This is a genomic window from Comamonas thiooxydans, assembly GCF_000964545.1.
GTDB classification, from domain to species: domain Bacteria; phylum Pseudomonadota; class Gammaproteobacteria; order Burkholderiales; family Burkholderiaceae_C; genus Comamonas; species Comamonas thiooxydans.
Map to the genome: position 1 here is coordinate 21,009 of NZ_BBVD01000021.1, position 18,892 is coordinate 39,900.

14 protein-coding genes and 1 tRNA gene are annotated in these 18,892 nt (G+C 61.4%); 10 read left to right on the forward strand and 5 right to left on the reverse strand.

What is annotated here, in order from left to right; translation table 11 throughout:
* Nucleotides 1-12: 12 nt before the first annotated feature.
* Complete coding sequence (gene hemH, locus Cth01_RS22080; RefSeq protein ID WP_034378276.1) at nt 13-1,110, reverse strand: ferrochelatase; 1,098 nt, start codon at nt 1,108-1,110, stop codon at nt 13-15.
* A gap of 73 nt (nt 1,111-1,183) precedes the next feature.
* Between hemH and Cth01_RS22085 the strand changes: the two genes are divergently transcribed.
* From Cth01_RS22085 to Cth01_RS22095, 3 genes are read left to right on the forward strand one after another with little or no spacing between them, the layout of a single operon-like run.
* Nucleotides 1,184-1,933 (forward strand): HAD family hydrolase, encoded by a 750-nt coding sequence (locus Cth01_RS22085; protein ID WP_080746956.1) that lies wholly within the window; start codon nt 1,184-1,186, stop codon nt 1,931-1,933.
* Between the two features lie 45 nt (nt 1,934-1,978).
* The gene (locus Cth01_RS22090; RefSeq protein WP_034358000.1) at nt 1,979-2,827 is read left to right on the forward strand and encodes a DUF2189 domain-containing protein; all 849 of its coding nucleotides are present in this window, start codon (nt 1,979-1,981) and stop codon (nt 2,825-2,827) included.
* 47 nt (nt 2,828-2,874) lie between these two features.
* Nucleotides 2,875-3,090 carry a DUF2788 domain-containing protein gene (locus tag Cth01_RS22095; protein WP_003068886.1) on the forward strand — a complete coding sequence of 72 codons (216 nt, stop codon included), beginning with the start codon at nt 2,875-2,877 and terminating at the stop codon, nt 3,088-3,090.
* 111 nt (nt 3,091-3,201) lie between these two features.
* On the opposite strand, the gene Cth01_RS22100 is transcribed toward Cth01_RS22095, so the two are convergent.
* From Cth01_RS22100 to hpnC, 4 genes are all read right to left on the reverse strand, one after another.
* Entirely contained in the window at nt 3,202-4,224 is a 1,023-nt protein-coding gene (locus Cth01_RS22100; RefSeq protein ID WP_045840431.1) for a Bug family tripartite tricarboxylate transporter substrate binding protein, read from the reverse strand.
* Between the two features lie 155 nt (nt 4,225-4,379).
* Nucleotides 4,380-5,720, reverse strand: coding sequence for a hydroxysqualene dehydroxylase HpnE (hpnE, locus tag Cth01_RS22105; protein WP_045840432.1), 1,341 nt, complete (start codon nt 5,718-5,720; stop codon nt 4,380-4,382).
* A 7-nt stretch (nt 5,721-5,727) separates the two neighbouring features.
* Nucleotides 5,728-6,567: a presqualene diphosphate synthase HpnD gene (gene hpnD, locus Cth01_RS22110; protein ID WP_034378279.1), complete on the reverse strand. Its 840-nt coding sequence runs from the start codon at nt 6,565-6,567 to the stop codon at nt 5,728-5,730.
* A 133-nt stretch (nt 6,568-6,700) separates the two neighbouring features.
* Nucleotides 6,701-7,582 carry a squalene synthase HpnC gene (hpnC, locus tag Cth01_RS22115; protein WP_034378280.1) on the reverse strand — a complete coding sequence of 294 codons (882 nt, stop codon included), beginning with the start codon at nt 7,580-7,582 and terminating at the stop codon, nt 6,701-6,703.
* Between the two features lie 191 nt (nt 7,583-7,773).
* Here hpnC and Cth01_RS22120 point away from each other — a divergent pair, with 191 nt between their 5' ends.
* The 7 genes from Cth01_RS22120 (at nt 7,774) to lon (ending at nt 18,786) form a co-directional block, all read left to right on the forward strand.
* Entirely contained in the window at nt 7,774-9,012 is a 1,239-nt protein-coding gene (locus Cth01_RS22120) for an efflux RND transporter periplasmic adaptor subunit (RefSeq protein WP_034392776.1), read from the forward strand.
* A complete protein-coding gene (locus Cth01_RS22125; RefSeq protein WP_045840433.1) occupies nt 9,009-12,218 on the forward strand; it encodes an efflux RND transporter permease subunit in 3,210 nt (1,069 codons plus the stop codon). Before Cth01_RS22120 ends, Cth01_RS22125 begins: the two co-directional genes overlap by 4 nt.
* An 85-nt stretch (nt 12,219-12,303) precedes the next feature.
* A tRNA-Leu gene (locus Cth01_RS22130) sits at nt 12,304-12,390 on the forward strand.
* A gap of 334 nt (nt 12,391-12,724) precedes the next feature.
* Nucleotides 12,725-14,035, forward strand: a complete 1,311-nt coding sequence (tig, locus tag Cth01_RS22135; RefSeq protein ID WP_045840434.1) for a trigger factor — start codon at nt 12,725-12,727, stop codon at nt 14,033-14,035.
* A gap of 133 nt (nt 14,036-14,168) precedes the next feature.
* Nucleotides 14,169-14,777, forward strand: coding sequence for an ATP-dependent Clp endopeptidase proteolytic subunit ClpP (gene clpP / locus Cth01_RS22140; RefSeq protein ID WP_003068910.1), 609 nt, complete (start codon nt 14,169-14,171; stop codon nt 14,775-14,777).
* Nucleotides 14,778-14,953: 176 nt separating this feature from the next.
* A complete protein-coding gene (clpX, locus tag Cth01_RS22145; protein WP_012837449.1) occupies nt 14,954-16,216 on the forward strand; it encodes an ATP-dependent Clp protease ATP-binding subunit ClpX in 1,263 nt (420 codons plus the stop codon).
* Between the two features lie 155 nt (nt 16,217-16,371).
* Nucleotides 16,372-18,786 carry an endopeptidase La gene (lon, locus tag Cth01_RS22150; protein WP_045840435.1) on the forward strand — a complete coding sequence of 805 codons (2,415 nt, stop codon included), beginning with the start codon at nt 16,372-16,374 and terminating at the stop codon, nt 18,784-18,786.
* Nucleotides 18,787-18,892: the final 106 nt, after the last annotated feature.

Below are 18,892 nucleotides of genomic sequence, written 5' to 3' on the forward strand. Positions count from 1 at the left end.
CTGGATGGCCGCCTACTGCGGCGCGCCCGCCGCCTTGGCGTGCTGGGCGCGGGCCTTGAGCTCGACATCGTCCTCGCGCCCGGTGGGCCAGCCTTGCATATGCTGCCGGGCAATATCGCTGAGTGCGGTGATCCAGGGCGCACTGTCGTTGAGGCAGTCTATGTACTCGAACTGCTGGCCGCCCGCATGCAAAAAGGCTTCACGCGCTTCCTGCTTGATTTCCTCCAACGTCTCCAGGCAGTCGCTGGTAAAGCCGGGGCAGACCACATCGACGCGCCGGGTGCCGGCCTGGGCCATGGCAATCAGCGAGGGTTCGGTATAGGGCTCCAGCCATTTGGCCTTGCCAAAGCGCGACTGGAAGGTCACCAGATACTGGTCGGTGGCGAGCTTGAGCCGCTCGGCCAGCAGGCGTGCCGTCTTGTGCGATTCGCAGTGGTAGGGATCGCCCAGATGCAAGGTGCGCTCTGGCACGCCATGAAAACTCATGACCAGCTTGTCCCCGCGACCGTGGCCGCGCCAGTGGGCTTCTATGCGCTGTGCCAGCGCTTCGATATAGCCGGCATCGTCGTGGTAGCGGTTGACGAAACGCAGCTCGGGAATATGGCGCTGGGTCCTGGCCCAGTCGTAGACGGCGTCGAACACGCTGGCCGTGGTCGTGCCCGAGTACTGGGGGTACAGCGGCAGGATCAGGATGCGCGTCACGCCGTCTTTCTTGAGGGCATCCAGCTGGGCCGCAATGGACGGCGTGCCGTAGCGCATGGCCGGCTGCACCAGCACATTGTGGCCGCGCTCGCCCAGCCAGCCGCGCAGCAAAGTGGCCTGGCGCGTGGTCCAGTGCAGCAGCGGGGAGCCGTCCTTTTCATGCCAGACGGTAGCGTACTTGGCGGCCGATTTGGCCGGACGGGTGCGCAGGATGATGCCGTGCAGAATCGGCCACCAGGCGAGCTTGGGAATCTCGACCACACGATCGTCACCGAGAAACTCCGCCAGATAAGGGCGCACTGCTGCAGCCGTGGGGGCGGCCGGGGTGCCCAGATTGCACAGCAGGATGCCGGTGCGTGCGGATTGGTCGTGACGGAAGCTGGGTTCGGGCGCAAAGCGTGATGGCATGGTGCAATTGTGTCAGCTAATCGGATAGGCGCAGCCGCTCTGCGGCATTAGCCGGGCCGCTATTCTTCGGGGTATGCAACCCCAAGACACCACAGCCCCTGCCATTGAAACTCTTCAGCGTCTGCGCCACAGTGGCCAGATTCGCGCCATCAGTCTGGATCTGGACGACACGCTCTGGCCCATCTGGCCCACGATTGCCAAGGCTGAGGCCGTTTTGCTGCAGTGGCTCGCGCAGCATGCTCCCGCTACGGCCGAGCACCTGGGCGATACGGACAAGGTGCGTGCCTTGCGTCATGAAATCGTGGGGCTGCGCCCGGATCTGAAAGCCGACCTCAGCGGCCTGCGCCGCGAGTCCATCCGGCTGGCGCTAAGCCGCGCCGGTGACGATCCCGCCCTGGCCGAACCGGCCTTTGACGAGTTCTTTGCCGCTCGCCAGCGGGTCGAGCTGTTTGACGATGCCTTGCCGGCGCTGCAGTTTCTCTCGCAGCGCTGGCCCGTGGTGGCCCTGTCCAATGGCAACGCGAATGTGCATGTGGTGGGTATCGGTGAGCACTTCCATGCCTCGCTGTCTGCCAGCGGAGCCGGCATGGCCAAGCCCGAGACGCGTTTTTTTCAGGCCGCAGCGGATGCGGCCGGCGTCGCCCCCGAGCATGTGCTGCACATCGGCGACGATGCGGAGCTGGATGCCCGGGGCGCCATGGATGCGGGTATGCACGCAGTCTGGCTCAACCGCGGGCAGGTAGCATGGCCTTGCGTGGGACCTGAACCCCACGTCACAGTCGCCAGCCTTTGGCAGTTGTGTCAGGGGCTGGCAGATCGTTGACCGGGACGAGCGGGAGCAGTGCGGGTCAGCGAACAAGGACCGCCTATGCCTACCTGTCTGTCTGCCTGTCTTCTCACGCCGCCTCCGCTGGCACCTGTGCGAACCATTGCCTGGAGCCGGCCTATGGTGTGGCTGTCCAGAGCCTTGCAGGACATTTCTAACGCTCCGTTAATCAGTCTGGCGCATGGTCTGGCCTTGATCCTGATCGGTGCAGCAATCCTGACCCTGGGGCACAATCGCTTCTGGTTGATGGCAGGGGCCTTGTCGGGCTTTCTGGTGGTGGGGCCTCTGGTGGCCACCAGCCTCTATGCCGTCAGCCGGGCCATAGAGCGCGGTGAGGTGGCAGACTGGGGTCTGATTCGCCGCACCTGGACGCAATGGCAGAGCTGTCATGCCACGGGCCGGGGAGGGTACTGGTGCATGGTCAGGTTCGGCGCCTTGCTGGCGCTGGCAGCCACGGGCTGGGTGCTTATTTCGGCATCGCTGATCACCGTGATGTCGCCCGTGCGCGTGCAAACCCTGCAGGATTTCATTGTGCATGTGGTGCTGGCCAGGGATGGTCAGCTATTTGTGCAATGGATGGCTTTGGGCAGCTTTCTGGCTGCTCCGATTTTTGCGTCCAGCGTGGTGGCCATGCCGCTGATGCTGGACAGGCGAGTGACCGTGCGCCAGGCCGTGTTGACCAGTTGGTCCGTGGTGCTGGCCAACCCTGGCCCTATGGCCTTGTGGGCGGCGCTGATTGTGATGTTGACTTTGCTGGGCCTTGGCAGCTATCTGCTGGGGCTGGTGGTTGTGATGCCCCTGCTGGGCCATGCCAGCTGGCACGCCTATCGAGACCTGGTGGATGCCTCTGCATTCCCCGCCAGAGATGAAGCGATAGTGCCTGCCGTCTGAGCGCTGCGCGACCAGGGCCTGGCAAAGGCTGTAAGGACCTGGTTGTCGTGATATTCGGATATACGGAAGAACAGCTTGCCCACTTTTTCCTGACCTGGGGGGTGGGTGCCTTCATCTTGTTCATGGTGTTCATCATCTTGCAGCTGGCGCGTCAGTCCAAGGCAGGCAAGTTCGGCACCTTTGTGATCTTTCTGGGCCTGGGCGTGGGCTTTGTAGGCTATCTCGCCAAGATCATCATCCAGTGGTGGATAGAGAGCCGCTGAGCTGATACATGGGGCGGCGCTGATCGGCTCACTACTTGAGCAAGGTCCGCCCCGCAGAGAGAACCTAGCCCCCTTCCGAAAAGAAGGGGGAAGAAGCGGTGTCTCAGTGGGTTAACCCGGTTTCACCTGTGCGCGCTTGAGCACTTTTTGCCAGCGGTTCTGCTCGGTGGCGATGAACTGGGCAAACTGCTCCGGCGTGCTGCCAATGGGCTCGGCCGCATCGCCTTGCAAGCGTTTGAGTGCATCGGGCGCCTTGACGGCCTTGGCGCACTCTGCAGCCAGCTTGTCTACATGGGCGCGAGGCAGGCTGGAAGGGGCCAGCATGCCGTACCACTGGGTCATTTCAAAGCCCGAAAAGCCCTGTTCGGCCACCGTGGGCACATCGGGTAATTGCGGCAGGCGCCTGGTCGAGCCGGTGGCGATACAGCGCACCTTGCCGGCCTTGATGAAGGGCAGCAGCGCGGCGGCGCCAACCGAGGCAGCATCAAGGCGGCCGGAGAGCAGGTCGGTCATCATGGGGCCGGTGCCGCGGTAGGGCACGTGGAGCATGAAGATGTCGGCCGTCATTTTCAGGTATTCGAATGCCAGATGTCCTGCGCTGCCGTTGCCGGCCGAGCCATAGCTGAGCTTGCCGGGGTTCTTCTTGGCATAGGCCACCAGATCGGCAATGTTCTTGACGGGCAGATCGGGGTGCACCACATAGAGGCTGGGCACCTTGGCCAGCAGGCTCACGGGCACAAAGTCCTTTTTAGGGTCCCAGGGCAGCTTGTCAAAAATATAAGGGTTGACGGCCAGGGTACCGATATGGCCGAGGATGACCGTGCTCTGGTCATCGGCGCGAGCCACTTCCTGCATGGCGATATTGCCCGCAGCGCCGGGCTTGTTGTCCACGAATACGTTCTGGCCTATGGTCTTGGACAGCTCTGCGGCGGTGGAGCGGGCCACGATTTCAGAGCTGCCGCCAGGCGCAAACGGCACGACAAAGCGAATCGGACGGTTGGGCCAGCTGTCATCGGCAGCGCGGGCCATGCCGGGCAGCAGGCCGCTGCAGGCCAGGGCTCCGGCGCCGGTCAGCAGATGGCGGCGCGAGATGCTCAGAACTTCGCGAGTGGACTTGTCGAATGTGGATGCCATGTTGTCTCCGTTGCTTTTGGCTTTATGCGGCTGAGAGATTGCCTCTCAAGCCATGGTTGCAACTGTGGCTGTCAAATCGCTGTCAAACCTGGTGCAGCAGGACTATCCAGGCATCAGGATTGTGCTGATAGGGTTTGCGCTAGAGCTACTCAGTCCTAGTCCTTGCGGACCAGTTGCTCGGCTGCCTCGAGTGCGCAACGCACCGCACCTTCCAGCGTCGCTGGATAGGGCCCGTTCACATAGTCGCCGCAAGCCCAGAGGCCATGGCCCAGCTCCAAGCCAGGGCGCTTCACGCCGGGCCGGCAGGCAAATGTGGCGCGCTTTTCAACCACGGTCAGCACAGCTTGAATGTCCTGCCAGCCCAGCTGTTGCTGGGCTTGTTCCAGCACCTGCTGCTCCAGGGCTTGGCGGTCCGTGCGGCAGTCGCTGATGACAAACGCCATCAGACCTTGCTGGGCGCCATCGGAGGGCTGCAGATGCCCGCGGTCAAATACAAACTGGGCCGGAGCCTGCTCGCCGGGTTGCAGTGCCAGCCAGGGCAGCCCGGCGGCAAGGCGATGGCTGGTGCGCGCATAGACCGTGGCAATGGCCGTGTGCTCCAGCGCCTGCGCGGTCTGTGCCCAGTGCTGGTAAGCCACCGCGTCGCGCGCGGGCAGGCGCTGGTCTTCGGCCGCCAGCAGGGCCAGGCGGGCGGCTTCCTGAGGTGAGCAGGCCAGCAGCACGGCATCGAAGCGCGATTGCTCAAGCGCTGGTCTCAGTGCCGCATTGGATGTACGCAGCAGCCATTGCCGGCCATGGGGAATCAGCTCCTGAATGCGGCTGGCCGCATGCACGGCATGGCCGCGGTCTTGCAGCCATTGCGCGGCCGGATTCGGAAACAGATCACCGAGTTCGTAGCGCGGAAGCAGAAAATGCGAGCCGCCCGTACCCGCGAACAGCGCGTCATGTAGCACGCGCAGGAAGATGCTGCCACTTGCCTGTGAGGCTGGCAGGTTGAGGGCCGACACGCACAGCGGCTCGATGAATTCGTCGAGCAGGCGCTTTGGCAGACCGCTGCTGATATCGGCAACGGTTGCAGCCTCTGCGCAGCGAAAGCCCTGAACGCGCCAGCGCAGGGCGCGCCCTAGCAGGGCGGCACGTTCGCGCAGTGACCAGCCGTTGGCGCTGGCAATGCCGATCAAGGCGTCCAGCGGCGCTGGCAGGTCGGGGAAGGACAGGCCGTTGCCATCGGCGTAACGCATGGTAAGTGGTTTGCGCAGCAGGGCTTGCTCCGGCGTCGCGCCCACGATGCGCATGAGCCGCAGGCATTCGGCATAGGCGCCAATCAGAATGTGCTGGCCGTTGTCGGCGATGGTGCCGCCCGGCAGTTCCAGATTGCGGGCCCGGCCACCCAGTTGACGACCGGCCTCGAAAACCGTGGGCTGATGGCCGTCTAGCGAAAGCTGTACAGAGGCAGCCATGCCGGCCCAGCCGCCACCGATGATGGCAACTTCCATGGCGCGCTTACATGCGACCCAGCGCCTGCATCTTCCAGACCAGCCAGAGCTTGCGCAGTGGCGTGAGACTGATGCGCTGGTGCAGTACCTGGAAGTTCTCGGACTCGATTTCGCGCAGCAGGGTGCGATAGATGCTTGCCATCATCAGGCCGGGCTTTTGTGCGTGGCGGTCGGCATCGGGCAGCAGGCCAAGCGCCTTGTCATACAGGCTATGGGCACGCTCGGCCTGAAAGCGCATCAGGGCCGTGAAGCGTTCCGAGTACTCGCGCTTGTTGATCTCGTGGGCCTTGACGTCGAACTGCTGAAGCTCGCTGATAGGCAGGTAGATGCGCCCGCGCATGGCGTCTTCGCCCACGTCGCGGATGATGTTGGTCAGCTGCAGGGCCTGGCCCAGGGTGTGGGCGTATTCGGTGGTGCGCTCCTCGGTCTGCCCGAAGATGCGGGCGGCAACCTCGCCGACCACGCCGGCGACCAGATGGCAGTAGCGCTGCAGACCGGCAAAGTCCAGGTAGCGGGTCTGATCCAGATCCATCTGGCAGCCTTCAATGACGGCCTGCAGATGGCGCTCTTCGATGCCATAGGTCTTGGCGTGGGGCATCAGTGCCTGCATCACGGGATGAGCGGACTGGCTGGTGAATGCCCTGTGTACCTCGGTCTTCCACCATGCCAGTTTGGTGGCTGCCACGCCAGGGTCCGTGACCTCGTCAACCACGTCATCCACTTCGCGGCAGAAGGCATAGAAAGCCGTGATGGCGGCGCGGCGCTCCTTGGGCAAGAAGAGAAAGGCGTAATAGAAGCTGCTGCCCGAAGAGGCGGCTTTGTCTTGGACGTACTGATCCGGATTCATAGGGGGAGCATTGTCCCATGACGCGGGCGGTTGGCCGACACAACAGTGAAATGCGCGGCATGCGCCTAGTCATACTTCAAATTCAATAGCGCCTTGCATAGGCCCATTAATGGGATAGGGGCTATCTATTCGCTCACATGCGCACGGCTTGCCAGAGCATGGCGACCATGTCGAGCTTGCCCAGTTTGATGCGTTGATAGAGGTTGCGGCCTTGCATGGCGTCCAGTCTGTCCAGAATGCGCAGACCGCCTTGCACGACCAGACGCAGCTCCCAGCCCGTGCGGCCGGGCAACTGATGCACCAGGGGCGCTCCATGGTGCATGAGGCTGCGGGCCTGGCGGTTGAGTTCGCCGAGCAGAGACTGCAGCTCGGGTGTCAATGCCGCTGCCTCCGGCTTGATGGCACTTCGCACAATGCCATGGCGGGCCAGGTCGGCATCCGGCAGGTAATGGCGCTGGCGCGGCAAGTCCTGGCTCAGGTCCTGCCAGAAGTTGATGAGTTGCAGGGCGGTGCAGATGGCGTCGCTCTGAATCAGTGCCTTGGCGTTGACCACGCCATACAGGTGCAGCAGCAGGCGGCCGACCGGGTTGGCCGAGCGGCGGCAGTAATCCAGCAAATGGGCCATGTCGGTGTAGCGGGTCTGGGCGGCCGTCATGCGCACATCCTGCTCGAAGGCACTGAGCAAGTCGGCCAGCAATGGCTTGGGCAGACCATGGGCCTGGACCTGGACTGCCAGCGGGCCAAAGACATGCGGCCAGGCGGTGCGCATCAGCATGGCGGCTTCGCCGGAGCAGCCCAACTGCTGCAAATCTGCGCCATATTGCTGCAGCTGTGCGATGCGCTGCTCGGTGCCGTGCTGGCCCTCGTCGGCCAGATCGTCGGCGGTGCGCGCAAAGTGGTAGATGGCGGCGATGGGCGCACGCAGTCGTGGCGGGCACAGCCAGGAGGCGACAGGGAAATTTTCGTAGTGGTTGATGCTGGCCGGCGCGTTGGCGGCGGGGCTCGCTGGGGGCATATGGTTCACGCCCGTATTGTGGACCGGGTGGACTTGCCGGCTGGCGGCAGCCCATAAAAAGACGGCGCAAAAGCGCACGTGCGTGCACAATCAGCGCTGACTTGGGTGCAGCGGCCTGCCCGGCAGCTGCGCTTTTCCTATTTTTACAAGCCCAGAACACCATGGCTGTTTCGTCTTCTCGTCGTTTTGCAATGTTGTCTTTGCCGCGCCGGCCTGCCGCGCCCTTGGCTGCGCTGTCCATAGTGGCGGCTGCCGTCATGCTGTCGGCCTGCTCCAAGAAAGAGGCCGCGCCCGAGCCGGTGCGCGCAGTCAAGCTGGTGACCGTGGGTGAGGGGCAGATCGAGTCTGCTCAGCAATATTCGGGCGATGTGCGGGCCCGTGTCGAATCTCGCCTCGGCTTTCGCGTGGCGGGCAAGATCACAAGGCGCGAAGTGGAGCTGGGTCAGCATGTGAAGGCTGGACAGGTATTGGCGCGACTGGATGCGCGCGATTACCAGCTCAGCGCCGATGCCGCGCGTGCCCAACTGGCCTCGGCCACCACGCAGCGCGATCTGGCCGAGGCCAATGCCAAGCGTTTTCGCACGCTGCGCGCCCAGAACTTCATCAGCGCCGCAGAGATGGAGCGCTATGAGGCCAATCTGAAGGCGACCCAGGCCTCACTCGATCAGGCCCGTGCCCAGCTCTCGAGCCAGTCCAATCAGGAGAACTACACCCAGTTGCTGGCTGATGCCGATGGCGTGGTCACCGCCGTGGAGGCTGAACCCGGTCAGGTGGTTGCGGCCGGCACGCCCGTGGTGAGGATTGCCCAGGACGGCGCGCGCGATGCGGTGTTCAGCGTGCCCGAAGACCGGCGCAGCGCCATCAAGCCGGGCCAGGGCGTGAAGGTGCGTCCCTGGTCGGACGAGTCGCGCGTGATCAACGCACAGGTGCGTGAGGTGGCGGCCAGTGCCGACCCGGCCACACGCACCTATGTGGTCAAGGCTGCGCTGCAGGGCGCGGACCTGCCTTCATTGGGCGCGACCGTGCATGTCATGCCCGAGGGCATGGGCGTCAGCGGCGAAGCCATAGGCAACCAGGTCATCAAGCTGCCAACCACGGCCTTGCGCCAGGAGGGGGGTAACGGTCAGGGTACGGCCGTCTGGCTGTATGACGCGGCCAGCAGTTCGGTGAAGCTGCAGCCGGTGCAGATTGCCAGCGCCGACGGCAACGAGGCGGTGATTGCCTCGGGTCTGCAAGCCGGCATGCAGGTGGTGGCCACAGGCGTCCACGTGCTGACCCCCGGGCAGAAGGTGACGGTATATCGCGATAAGTATGCCAAGCCGCTGCAGGGTTCTGCATCAAATCAGCCGAAAACGCAGGCGGGCAAAGCGCAGGATGCTCATGAATCAGGTGTGGGTCAGCCTGCGGTGGCTGCGGAGGCGGGCAAATGAGCGGCGCTGGACACAAAAAGACCAGTGGCGCGCATTTCAATCTTTCCCGCTGGGCGCTCGATCATGTGGCGCTGACACGCTATTTCATTGTCGTGCTGATGCTGCTGGGCTTTACGGCCTTCTTTCAGCTGGGCCAGGACGAGGATCCTCCGTTCACCTTCCGCGCCATGGTCATTCGCACCTACTGGCCCGGCGCGACTGCCGAGCAGGTGGCTCAGCAGGTGACGGACAAGATCGAGCGCACGCTGCAGGAAGTGCCTTATGCCGACAAGATCAGCAGTTACTCAAAGCCTGGCGAGTCGCAGGTCATCTTCCAGGTCAAGGACTATTCGCCCCCCAAGGAGGTACCGCAGCTCTGGTATACGGTGCGCAAAAAAGTGGGGGATATGCGCTACACCCTGCCGCAGGGCGTTCAGGGACCGTTCTTCAACGACGATTTCGGCGATGTCTATGGCGTGATCTATGCGCTGCAGGCCAAGGGCTTCAGCTATGCCGAGCTCAAGACCCTGGCCGACGATGTGCGTCAGCAACTGCTGCAGGTGCCCGATGTGGCCAAGGTCGAGCAGTTCGGCGTGCAGGACGAAAAGGTCTATGTGGAGCTGTCGCACCGCGCCACGCAGATGGGGCTGAACCTCAAGCAGGTGCTCGATCAGCTCAACCAGCAAAATGCCGTGGCATCGGCCGGTATCTTGCAGACGCCAGCCGAAACCATTGTGTTGCGTGTGCAAGGCCAGTTCAACGATCTGGAGCAACTGCGTGCCATGCCCATCATCGGCCAGGGCGGAGCGCAGTTCAGGCTGGGCGATATCGCCGAGGTGCATCGCGGCTATGCTGACCCGGCCAATGTCATGGTGCGCTTTCAGGGCGAGCCTACGGTGGCCCTGGGGGTGTCCATGGTCAAGGGCGGCGACATCATTGCGCTGGGCAAGGCGCTGACGCAGGCAACGGAGCGCATCGCCAAAAGCCTGCCCGTGGGCGTGACGCTGAGCAATATGCAGAACCAGCCCAAGGCGGTGGCGGATTCGGTCAGCGAGTTTCTCCAGGTGCTGATCGAGGCAGTGGTTGTGGTGCTTGCCGTGAGCTTTCTGAGCCTGGGCCTGCACAAGCGCCCGGGGCAGCATCCGCTGTGGAAGCTCTGGTATATCGACCCGCGCCCCGGACTGGTGGTGGGCATCACCATTCCGCTGGTGCTCGCCGCAACCTTCCTGGCCATGTGGTACTGGAATATCGGTCTGCACAAGGTGTCGCTGGGCTCGCTCATCATTGCGCTGGGTTTGCTGGTGGACGACGCCATCATTGCCGTGGAGATGATGGTGCGCAAGATGGAGGAGGGCTACGACAAGTACCGTGCCGCCACCTTTGCCTATGAAATCACCTCCAAGCCCATGCTGACCGGCACGCTGATCACGGCAGCGGGCTTTCTGCCCATCGGAATGGCCAAGTCCATGACGGGTGAATACACCTTCGCCATCTTCGCGGTGACGGTGATTGCGCTGGTGCTCAGCTGGTTTGCATCGGTGTACTTCGTGCCCTATCTGGGCCTGCTGCTGCTCAAGAAGCCGCCGCATGCCGCCAAGCTGCCGCCCGAAGTGGCATCCGGTGAGGTGTCGGCCGAAGAAGCAGGCATCAACACCAATGCAGGTGAGCATGAGCTGTTCGATACGCCGTTCTACAACCGTTTTCGCCGCACGGTGAACTGGTGTGTGCAGCACCGCTGGCTGACGATTGGCGCGACGGTGCTGGTGTTCGTGCTGGGTCTGGCGGGCATGGGCAAGGTGCAGCAGCAGTTCTTCCCTGATTCCAGCCGCCCCGAAGTGCTGGTCGATATATGGTTCCCCGAGGGCACGTCCTTGCAGGCCAACAAGGAGGTGACGCTGCGTGTGGAAAAGCGCTTCTTGCAGCTCGACGGTGTGGAGTCCGTCAGCGAATGGATAGGCTCCGGAGCACCGCGCTTCTATCTGCCGCTGGACCAGGTGTTTCCGCAGAACAACGTCTCCCAGTTCATTCTGGTGGCCAAAGACCTGAAGGCGCGCGAGGAAATCCGCAAACGGTTGCCGGCGCTGATGGCCGAGGAATTCCCTGAGGTGCGGGCGCGCTCCAAGCTGCTGCCCAACGGGCCGCCCGTGCAATATCCTGTGCAGTTCCGTGTCATGGGCTCGGACCCCGCCAAGCTGCGCACCTACGCCGATGAAGTCAAGGCGCTCATGCAGGCCAATGCCGATATGCGTGGCGTGAACGATAACTGGAATGAGTCCGTCAAGGTCATTCGCCTGCAGGTCGATCAGGACAAGGCGCGTGCCCTGGGTGTGACCAGCCAGTCGATCGCCGAAGCCACGGGCATGAACTTCAGCGGCATCACAGTGGGGCAGTTTCGTGAAGGCGACAAGCTGATCGATATCGTGATGCGCCCGCCCAAGCAGGACCGCGATGCAATTACCGATATCGCGGGTGTCTATGTCACAACGGCAAACGGGCAGTCCATTCCGCTCACGCAGATAGCCAAGCCCGTCATGGTCTGGGAGCCGGGTGTGATGTGGCGCGAAAAGCGCAATTTCGCGATTACCGTTCAAGGCGATGTGCGCGAAGGCCTGCAAGGTGCAACTCTGACCAACGAGCTGTTGCCGCAGTTGCGCAAGATGGAGGCTGGCTGGCATGCTGCGGGCGACACAGGCTATCGCATCGAAGTGGCCGGTGCCGTGGAGGAAAGTTCCAAGGGGTCGGGTGCCATCGTGGCAGGAGTCCCGGTGCTGCTTTTCCTGACCTTCACCCTGCTGATGTTGCAGTTGCGCAGCGTCAGCCGTTCGCTGCTGGTGTTTATCACCGGCCCGCTGGGCATCCCTGGTGTGGCTGCGGCCTTGCTGCTGCTGAATCGCCCCTTTGGCTTTGTGGCTCTGCTGGGCGTTGTGGCCTTGATGGGCATGATTCAGCGCAATTCGGTCATCCTGATCGATCAGATCGAGAGCGGACGTGCCCAGGGCGTGCCGGCATGGGATGCGATTGTGGAAGCTGCCGTGCATCGCCTGCGCCCCATCGTGCTGACTGCAGCGGCTGCCGTACTGGCGATGATTCCGCTGTCGCGCAGCGTGTTCTGGGGCCCCATGGCTGTGGCCATCATGGGCGGTCTGATTGTGGCGACCGTGCTGACCCTGCTGGCCTTGCCCGCCATGTATGCGGCGGCTTTCCGCATCAGAAAGGACACGGCCTGAGCCTGTTCTGAAAGAAAGACCGCCAATTTTGCGGCTAGAATCTGCGTCTTGACCTCAGTAAGCGTAAATTTTCGCATTGCTGACCGCGCGGGTGGCGAAATTGGTAGACGCACCAGGTTTAGGTCCTGACGGTGGCAACACCGTGCCGGTTCGAGTCCGGCTCCGCGCACCAGACATTGGCAGTCCCTGCTGCCTCAAGCCCGTAACCCCAAGCCGTTACGGGCTTTTTCTTTTCCTGCCCTGCTTTGCAGGCGCGGCGTCAGCTTTTAAGGCAAACCCCTGTAGGGCGATGGCGGAGCCTGCGCGGCGCCTCGTTATAATGGTCGGCTTCGCCTGTTCCTGATTTGAGCAAATGCCTGGCGCCAGACGCTGGGGCAAATGACCGGGGCAGGCTCTGGAAATTTGTGGTGCCGCATGTCGTTGGGTATGCGCGCACTGTGACTTTGCGCAATACGGTGCGGGTTGCTTGGCAATCTGCACGGTCCTCATCCCTCTTAGGAAAAATCATGGCCGTTAACGTTGAAACTCTTGAAAAGCTCGAGCGCAAGATCACGCTGAGCGTGCCCCTGTCTGCGATCCAGTCTGAAGTTGATGCTCGCCTGAAGAAGGTGGCACGCACCGTGAAGATGGACGGCTTCCGTCCTGGCAAGGTGCCCATGAGCGTTGTGGCTCAGCGTTATGGCTACTCCGTGCAATACGAAGTGCTGAACGACAAGGTGGGCGAGGCTTTTGCCGCTGCCGTGAACGAAGCCGATCTGCGCGTTGCCGGTCAGCCCAAGATCACCGAGAAGGAAGGCGCTGCCGAAGGCGAAGCGCAATTCGAAGCTGTGTTCGAAGTCATGCCCGAAGTCAAGATCGGCGACCTGACTGCTGCCGAAGTGGAAAAGCTGACCACCAGCGTGGACGACGCAGCCATCGACAAGACCGTGGACATTCTGCGCAAGCAGCGTCGCACCTTCACCGAGCGCGCTGCCGGTGAAGCCGCTGTGGACGGCGACCGCGTGACTGTGGACTTCGAAGGCAAGATCGACGGCGAGACTTTCTCCGGCGGCAAGGCTGAAGACTTCCAGTTCCTGGTCGGCGAAGGCCAGATGCTCAAGGAATTCGAAGACGCAACCCGCGGCATGAAGGCTGGCGAGTCCAAGACTTTCCCCCTGGCTTTCCCTGCTGACTACCACGGTGCCGATGTGGCCGGCAAGACTGCCGACTTCCTGGTGACCGTCAAGAAGGTGGAAGCTCCCAACCTGCCCGAAGTGAACGAAGAGTTCGTCAAGACTCTGGGCGTGGAAGGCGGCTCTGTTGAAGCCCTGCGCGACGACATCAAGAAGAACCTGGAGCGCGAAGTGAAGTTCCGCGTTCAAGGCCGCAACAAGCAAGCCGTGATGGACGCTCTGGTGTCCGTGGCCGAGCTGGATCTGCCCAAGGCTTCCGTGCAGGCTGAAGTGGGCCGTCTGCTGGAAGGCGCGCGCGCCGAACTGGAACAGCGCGGCATCAAGGACGCAGCCAAGGCTGAAATCCCTGAAGACATCTTCCTGCCCCAAGCCGAGCGTCGCGTGCGTCTGGGCCTGGTGGTGGCCGAGCTGGTCAAGACCAACAACCTGCAAGCCACTGCCGAGCAGATCAAGGCTCATGTCGAAGAGCTGGCTTCCAGCTACGAGAAGCCCGAAGACGTGGTGCGCTGGTACTTCGGCGACCGCAACCGTCTGGCCGAAGTGGAGGCCGTTGTGATCGAAAACAACGTCACCGATTTCGTTCTGGCCAAGGCCAAGGTCACCGACAAGGCCGTTTCCTTCGACGAGCTGATGGGTCAGGCCTAAGGGCTGAACCTTTTATCGGTGCTTGCCCTAGGCAAGTTCCGATAACTTGAATTGCGGGGCTTGTGCTTTTGCGCGCAAGCCCCATTTTCTTTTCAGAATGCGGCTACAGTAGGCGCATAGCACTGGAGAAAACATGAGCGCATTGGATACATTGGGTTTGGGCATGGTGCCCATGGTCATTGAACAGTCGGGTCGCGGTGAGCGCTCCTATGACATTTATTCGCGTCTGCTCAAGGAGCGCGTGATTTTCCTGGTGGGCGAGGTTAACGACCAGACCGCCAACCTGGTGGTAGCCCAGTTGTTGTTCCTGGAAAGCGAAAATCCTGACAAGGACATTTCCTTCTATATCAACTCCCCCGGCGGCAGCGTGACGGCAGGCATGGCGATTTTTGACACCATGAACTTCATCAAGCCTGATGTCTCGACGCTGTGCACCGGCATGGCGGCGAGCATGGGCGCTTTCCTGCTGTCGGCCGGAGCCAAGGGCAAGCGCTATGCACTGCCCAATGCCCAGGTCATGATTCACCAGCCTCTGGGCGGTGCACGTGGTCAGGCGACCGAAATCGAAATTCATGCCCGCGAAATCATCAAGACCCGCGAGCGCCTGAACAAAATACTCGCCGAGCGTACCGGCCAGCCCCTGGAAAAGATTCAGAACGACACCGAGCGCGACTATTTCCTTTCCGCCGATGAGGCTAAGGAATACGGCCTGGTTGACCAGGTAATCAGCAAGCGTTCCTGAAATGCATAGCACCGAGCCCCATGTCTGATTGGGATTGCGGGTGCTGGCAATGAAAAACCTGGGAGTTGCTGACTGGCTCCCGGGACTTGCTCGGCGGCGTTTGTCCCTGATGGCCTACGCCGCCTTGTCTTTGGTTATCATTAATTTTCGTTTTTTCGTAACGAGGCACAGCCCCCATGGCCGATAAAAAAGGCTCTTCCACCGAAAAGAATTTGTATTGCACCTTCTGCGGCAAAAGCCAGCACGAGGTCAAGAAGCTGATCGCCGGCCCGTCCGTGTTCATCTGCGACGAGTGCATCGACTTGTGCAATGAGATCATTCGCGACGAACAGCCTGCCGCCGATGCCAAGGAAGGTCGCGGCGATCTGCCTACGCCCGCCGAAATCAAGGCCAACCTCGACAACTATGTGATCGGTCAGGAGCAGGCCAAGCGCACGCTGGCCGTGGCGGTCTACAACCACTACAAGCGCCTGAATCACAAGGACAAGGCAGGCAAGGACGATGTGGAGCTCAGCAAGAGCAATATCTTGCTGATCGGTCCCACGGGTTCGGGCAAGACCTTGCTGGCCCAAACGCTGGCGCGTCAGCTCAATGTGCCATTCGTGATGGCCGATGCCACCACGCTGACCGAGGCTGGCTATGTGGGCGAGGACGTCGAGAACATCATTCAGAAGCTGCTGCAAAGCTGTGAGTACGACGTCGAGCGTGCTCAGCGTGGCATTGTCTACATTGATGAAATCGACAAGATCTCCCGGAAGTCGGACAACCCCAGCATCACGCGCGACGTATCGGGCGAGGGCGTGCAGCAGGCGCTGCTCAAGCTGATCGAAGGCACGATGGCCAGCATTCCTCCCCAGGGTGGACGCAAGCATCCGAACCAGGACTTTCTGCAGATCGACACCACCAATATCCTGTTCATCTGCAGCGGCGCGTTCGCGGGACTGGAGAAAGTCATCGAGAACCGCACCGAGGCTTCGGGCATAGGCTTTGGCGCTACCGTCAAGAGCAAGAAGCAGCGCTCCATCTCGGAGATGTTCCTCGAGATCGAGCCTGAGGATCTGATCAAGTTCGGCATCATCCCCGAGCTGGTTGGGCGTATGCCCGTGGTGACGGCGCTGGCCGAACTCAGCGAAGACGCACTGGTACAGATCCTGACCGAGCCCAAGAATGCGCTGGTCAAGCAGTACAGCAAGCTGCTGGCCATGGAGGGTGTGGAGTTGGAGATACGCCCCGCGGCCCTGAAGGCGATCGCCCGCAAGGCCCTGGCTCGCAAGACCGGTGCCCGTGGCCTGCGCTCCATCGTCGAGCAGGCACTGATCAGCACCATGTTCGAGTTGCCAACCGCCGAGAATGTGGAAAAGGTAGTGGTGGAAGAAGCCACCATTGAAGACGGCAAGGAGCCGCTGCTGGTTTACCGCGAAGCGGCCAAAAAGGCCTGATACTGTGCTTGCGTGCAAGGCGGGCCCTCCAATGGGCTCGCTTTGTCGCCTGCGGCTGAAAGGCAATGCCCCTGAGGCGGCAAAAACAATTTGCCTCCAGGGGTTGAAATACACCGGTAAGCGGACCATCTTCCGCTGAGAAACCGAGGATACCTATGTCTGGACAAACCCCTTTGCCTTCTACCGAGCTGGACCTGCCACTGCTGCCGCTGCGCGATGTGGTGGTGTTTCCGCATATGGTGATTCCGCTGTTCGTGGGGCGTGCCAAGAGCATCAAGGCTCTGGAGCTGGCCATGGAAGGCGACCGTCGCATCATGCTGGTGGCGCAGAAGACGGCCTCCAAGGACGAGCCTGCAGCGGAAGACATGTTTGATGTGGGCTGTGTCTCCACCATCTTGCAGATGCTCAAGCTGCCCGACGGCACCGTGAAGGTGCTGGTGGAAGGCCAGCAGCGCGCGCTGGTCAAGCAGGTTGCCGACGAAGAGTCTCACTTCACGGCATCTGTGACGTCTGTGGAGCCCGAAGGCGATGCCCATGAGCAAAGCGAAATCGAAGCGTTGCGCCGTGCCGTGACTCAGCAGTTTGACCAGTACGTCAAACTCAACAAGAAAATTCCTCAGGAAATCCTGACTTCGATCGCCAGCATCGATGATGCCGGTCGTCTGACCGACACCATTGCGGCGCACCTGCCTCTCAAGCTCGAGAGCAAGCAGGCGGTGCTGGATCTGGTGGACATCAAGGAGCGTCTGGAAAACCTGTTCGAACAACTCGAGCGCGAGGTTGACATCCTCAACGTCGACAAGCGCATCCGTGGTCGTGTCAAGCGCCAGATGGAGAAAAATCAGCGCGACTTCTATCTGAATGAGCAGGTCAAGGCCATCCAGAAGGAGCTGGGCGAGGGTGAGGATGGTGCCGACATCGAGGAGATCGAGAAAAAGATCAAGCTCGCCAAGATGCCTGCCGATGCTCGCAAAAAGGCTGAGGCCGAGCTCAAGAAGCTCAAGCTGATGTCGCCCATGTCGGCTGAAGCTTCGGTGGTGCGCAACTACATCGAAGTGCTGACTGGACTGCCCTGGAGCAAGAAGACCAAGATCAAGCACAATCTGGCGAATGCCGAGGAAGTGCTGAACGAAGATCACTTTGGCCTGGAAAAGGTCAAGGACCGCATTCTCGAGTATCTTGCTGTGCAGCAGCGTGTGGACAAGGTCAAGGCGCCCATTCTGTGTCTGGTGGGTCCTCCCGGCGTGGGCAAGACCTCGCTGGGTCAGTCCATTGCCAAGGCCACAGGTCGCAAGTACGTGCGCATGGCGCTGGGCGGCATGCGAGACGAGGCGGAAATTCGCGGTCACCGCCGTACCTATATCGGCGCCATGCCTGGCAAGGTACTGCAGAGCCTGGAGAAGGTCGGTACGCGCAATCCCCTGTTCCTGCTGGACGAAATCGACAAGCTGGGCATGGACTTCCGTGGCGATCCTTCGAGCGCGCTGCTGGAAGTGCTGGACCCCGAACAGAACAACAAGTTTGGTGACCACTACGTGGAGGTCGACTTCGACCTGTCCGACGTGATGTTTGTGGCGACCTCCAACTCCATGAACATTCCTTCGGCCTTGCTGGATCGCATGGAGGTGATTCGTCTGTCGGGCTATACCGAAGACGAAAAGACCAATATTGCCATCCGCTATCTGCTGCCCAAGCAGATCACCAACAACGGCGTGAAGGACGGCGAGCTGGAAGTGACCGAAGCCGCGATTCGTGACATCGTGCGCTACTACACCCGCGAAGCGGGCGTGCGTTCGCTTGAGCGCGAGCTGTCCAAGATTTGCCGCAAGGTGGTCAAGGGCTTGCAACTTGGCAAGCTTCAGCCCAAGGTGGAGGTGAATGCCGACAACCTCAATGAATATCTGGGCGTGCGCAAGTTCAGCTATGGCCGTGCCGAGCATGCCAATCAGGTGGGGCAGGTTGTGGGTCTGGCCTGGACCGAAGTCGGCGGCGATCTGCTGACCATCGAAGCCGCCACCATGCCAGGCAAGGGTGTCATTACGCGCACAGGCTCTCTGGGCGATGTGATGAAGGAGTCGGTCGAAGCTGCTCGCACCGTGGTGCGCAGCCGCGCTCGTCTGCTTGGCATCAAGGATGAAGCCTTCGAGAAAAAGGACATCCATGTGCATGTGCCTGACGGCGCTACGCCCAAGGATGGCCCCAGCGCCGGTGCAGCGATGACGACAGCTTTTGTCTCGGCTCTCACTGGCATTCCCGTGCGAGCTGATGTGGCCATGACCGGTGAAATCACCTTGCGCGGTGAAGTCACGGCGATCGGCGGCCTCAAGGAAAAGCTGCTGGCTGCTCTGCGTGGTGGCATCAAGACTGTGCTCATTCCTGAAGAGAATGCCAAGGATTTGCAGGACATTCCCGATAATGTGAAGAGCGGTCTGGAAATCGTTCCTGTGAAATGGATCGATCAGGTTCTCAAGGTGGCGCTGGAGCGCGTGCCGGATCCTTTGACTGAGGAAGCTGTAGCTGCCGTGGCGTCCACCGATGCCAAGCCGGTAGAGGCGGCCATCAAGCATTGATGCTTGTTTGTGAAAATTGTGGCGTTTTTTCTGGGAGGGCTCAGAACTGCGCTACAATTCATCCATCGCAGCAAACAACGTTGTACAATGTTGGGCTTCGGTAGAT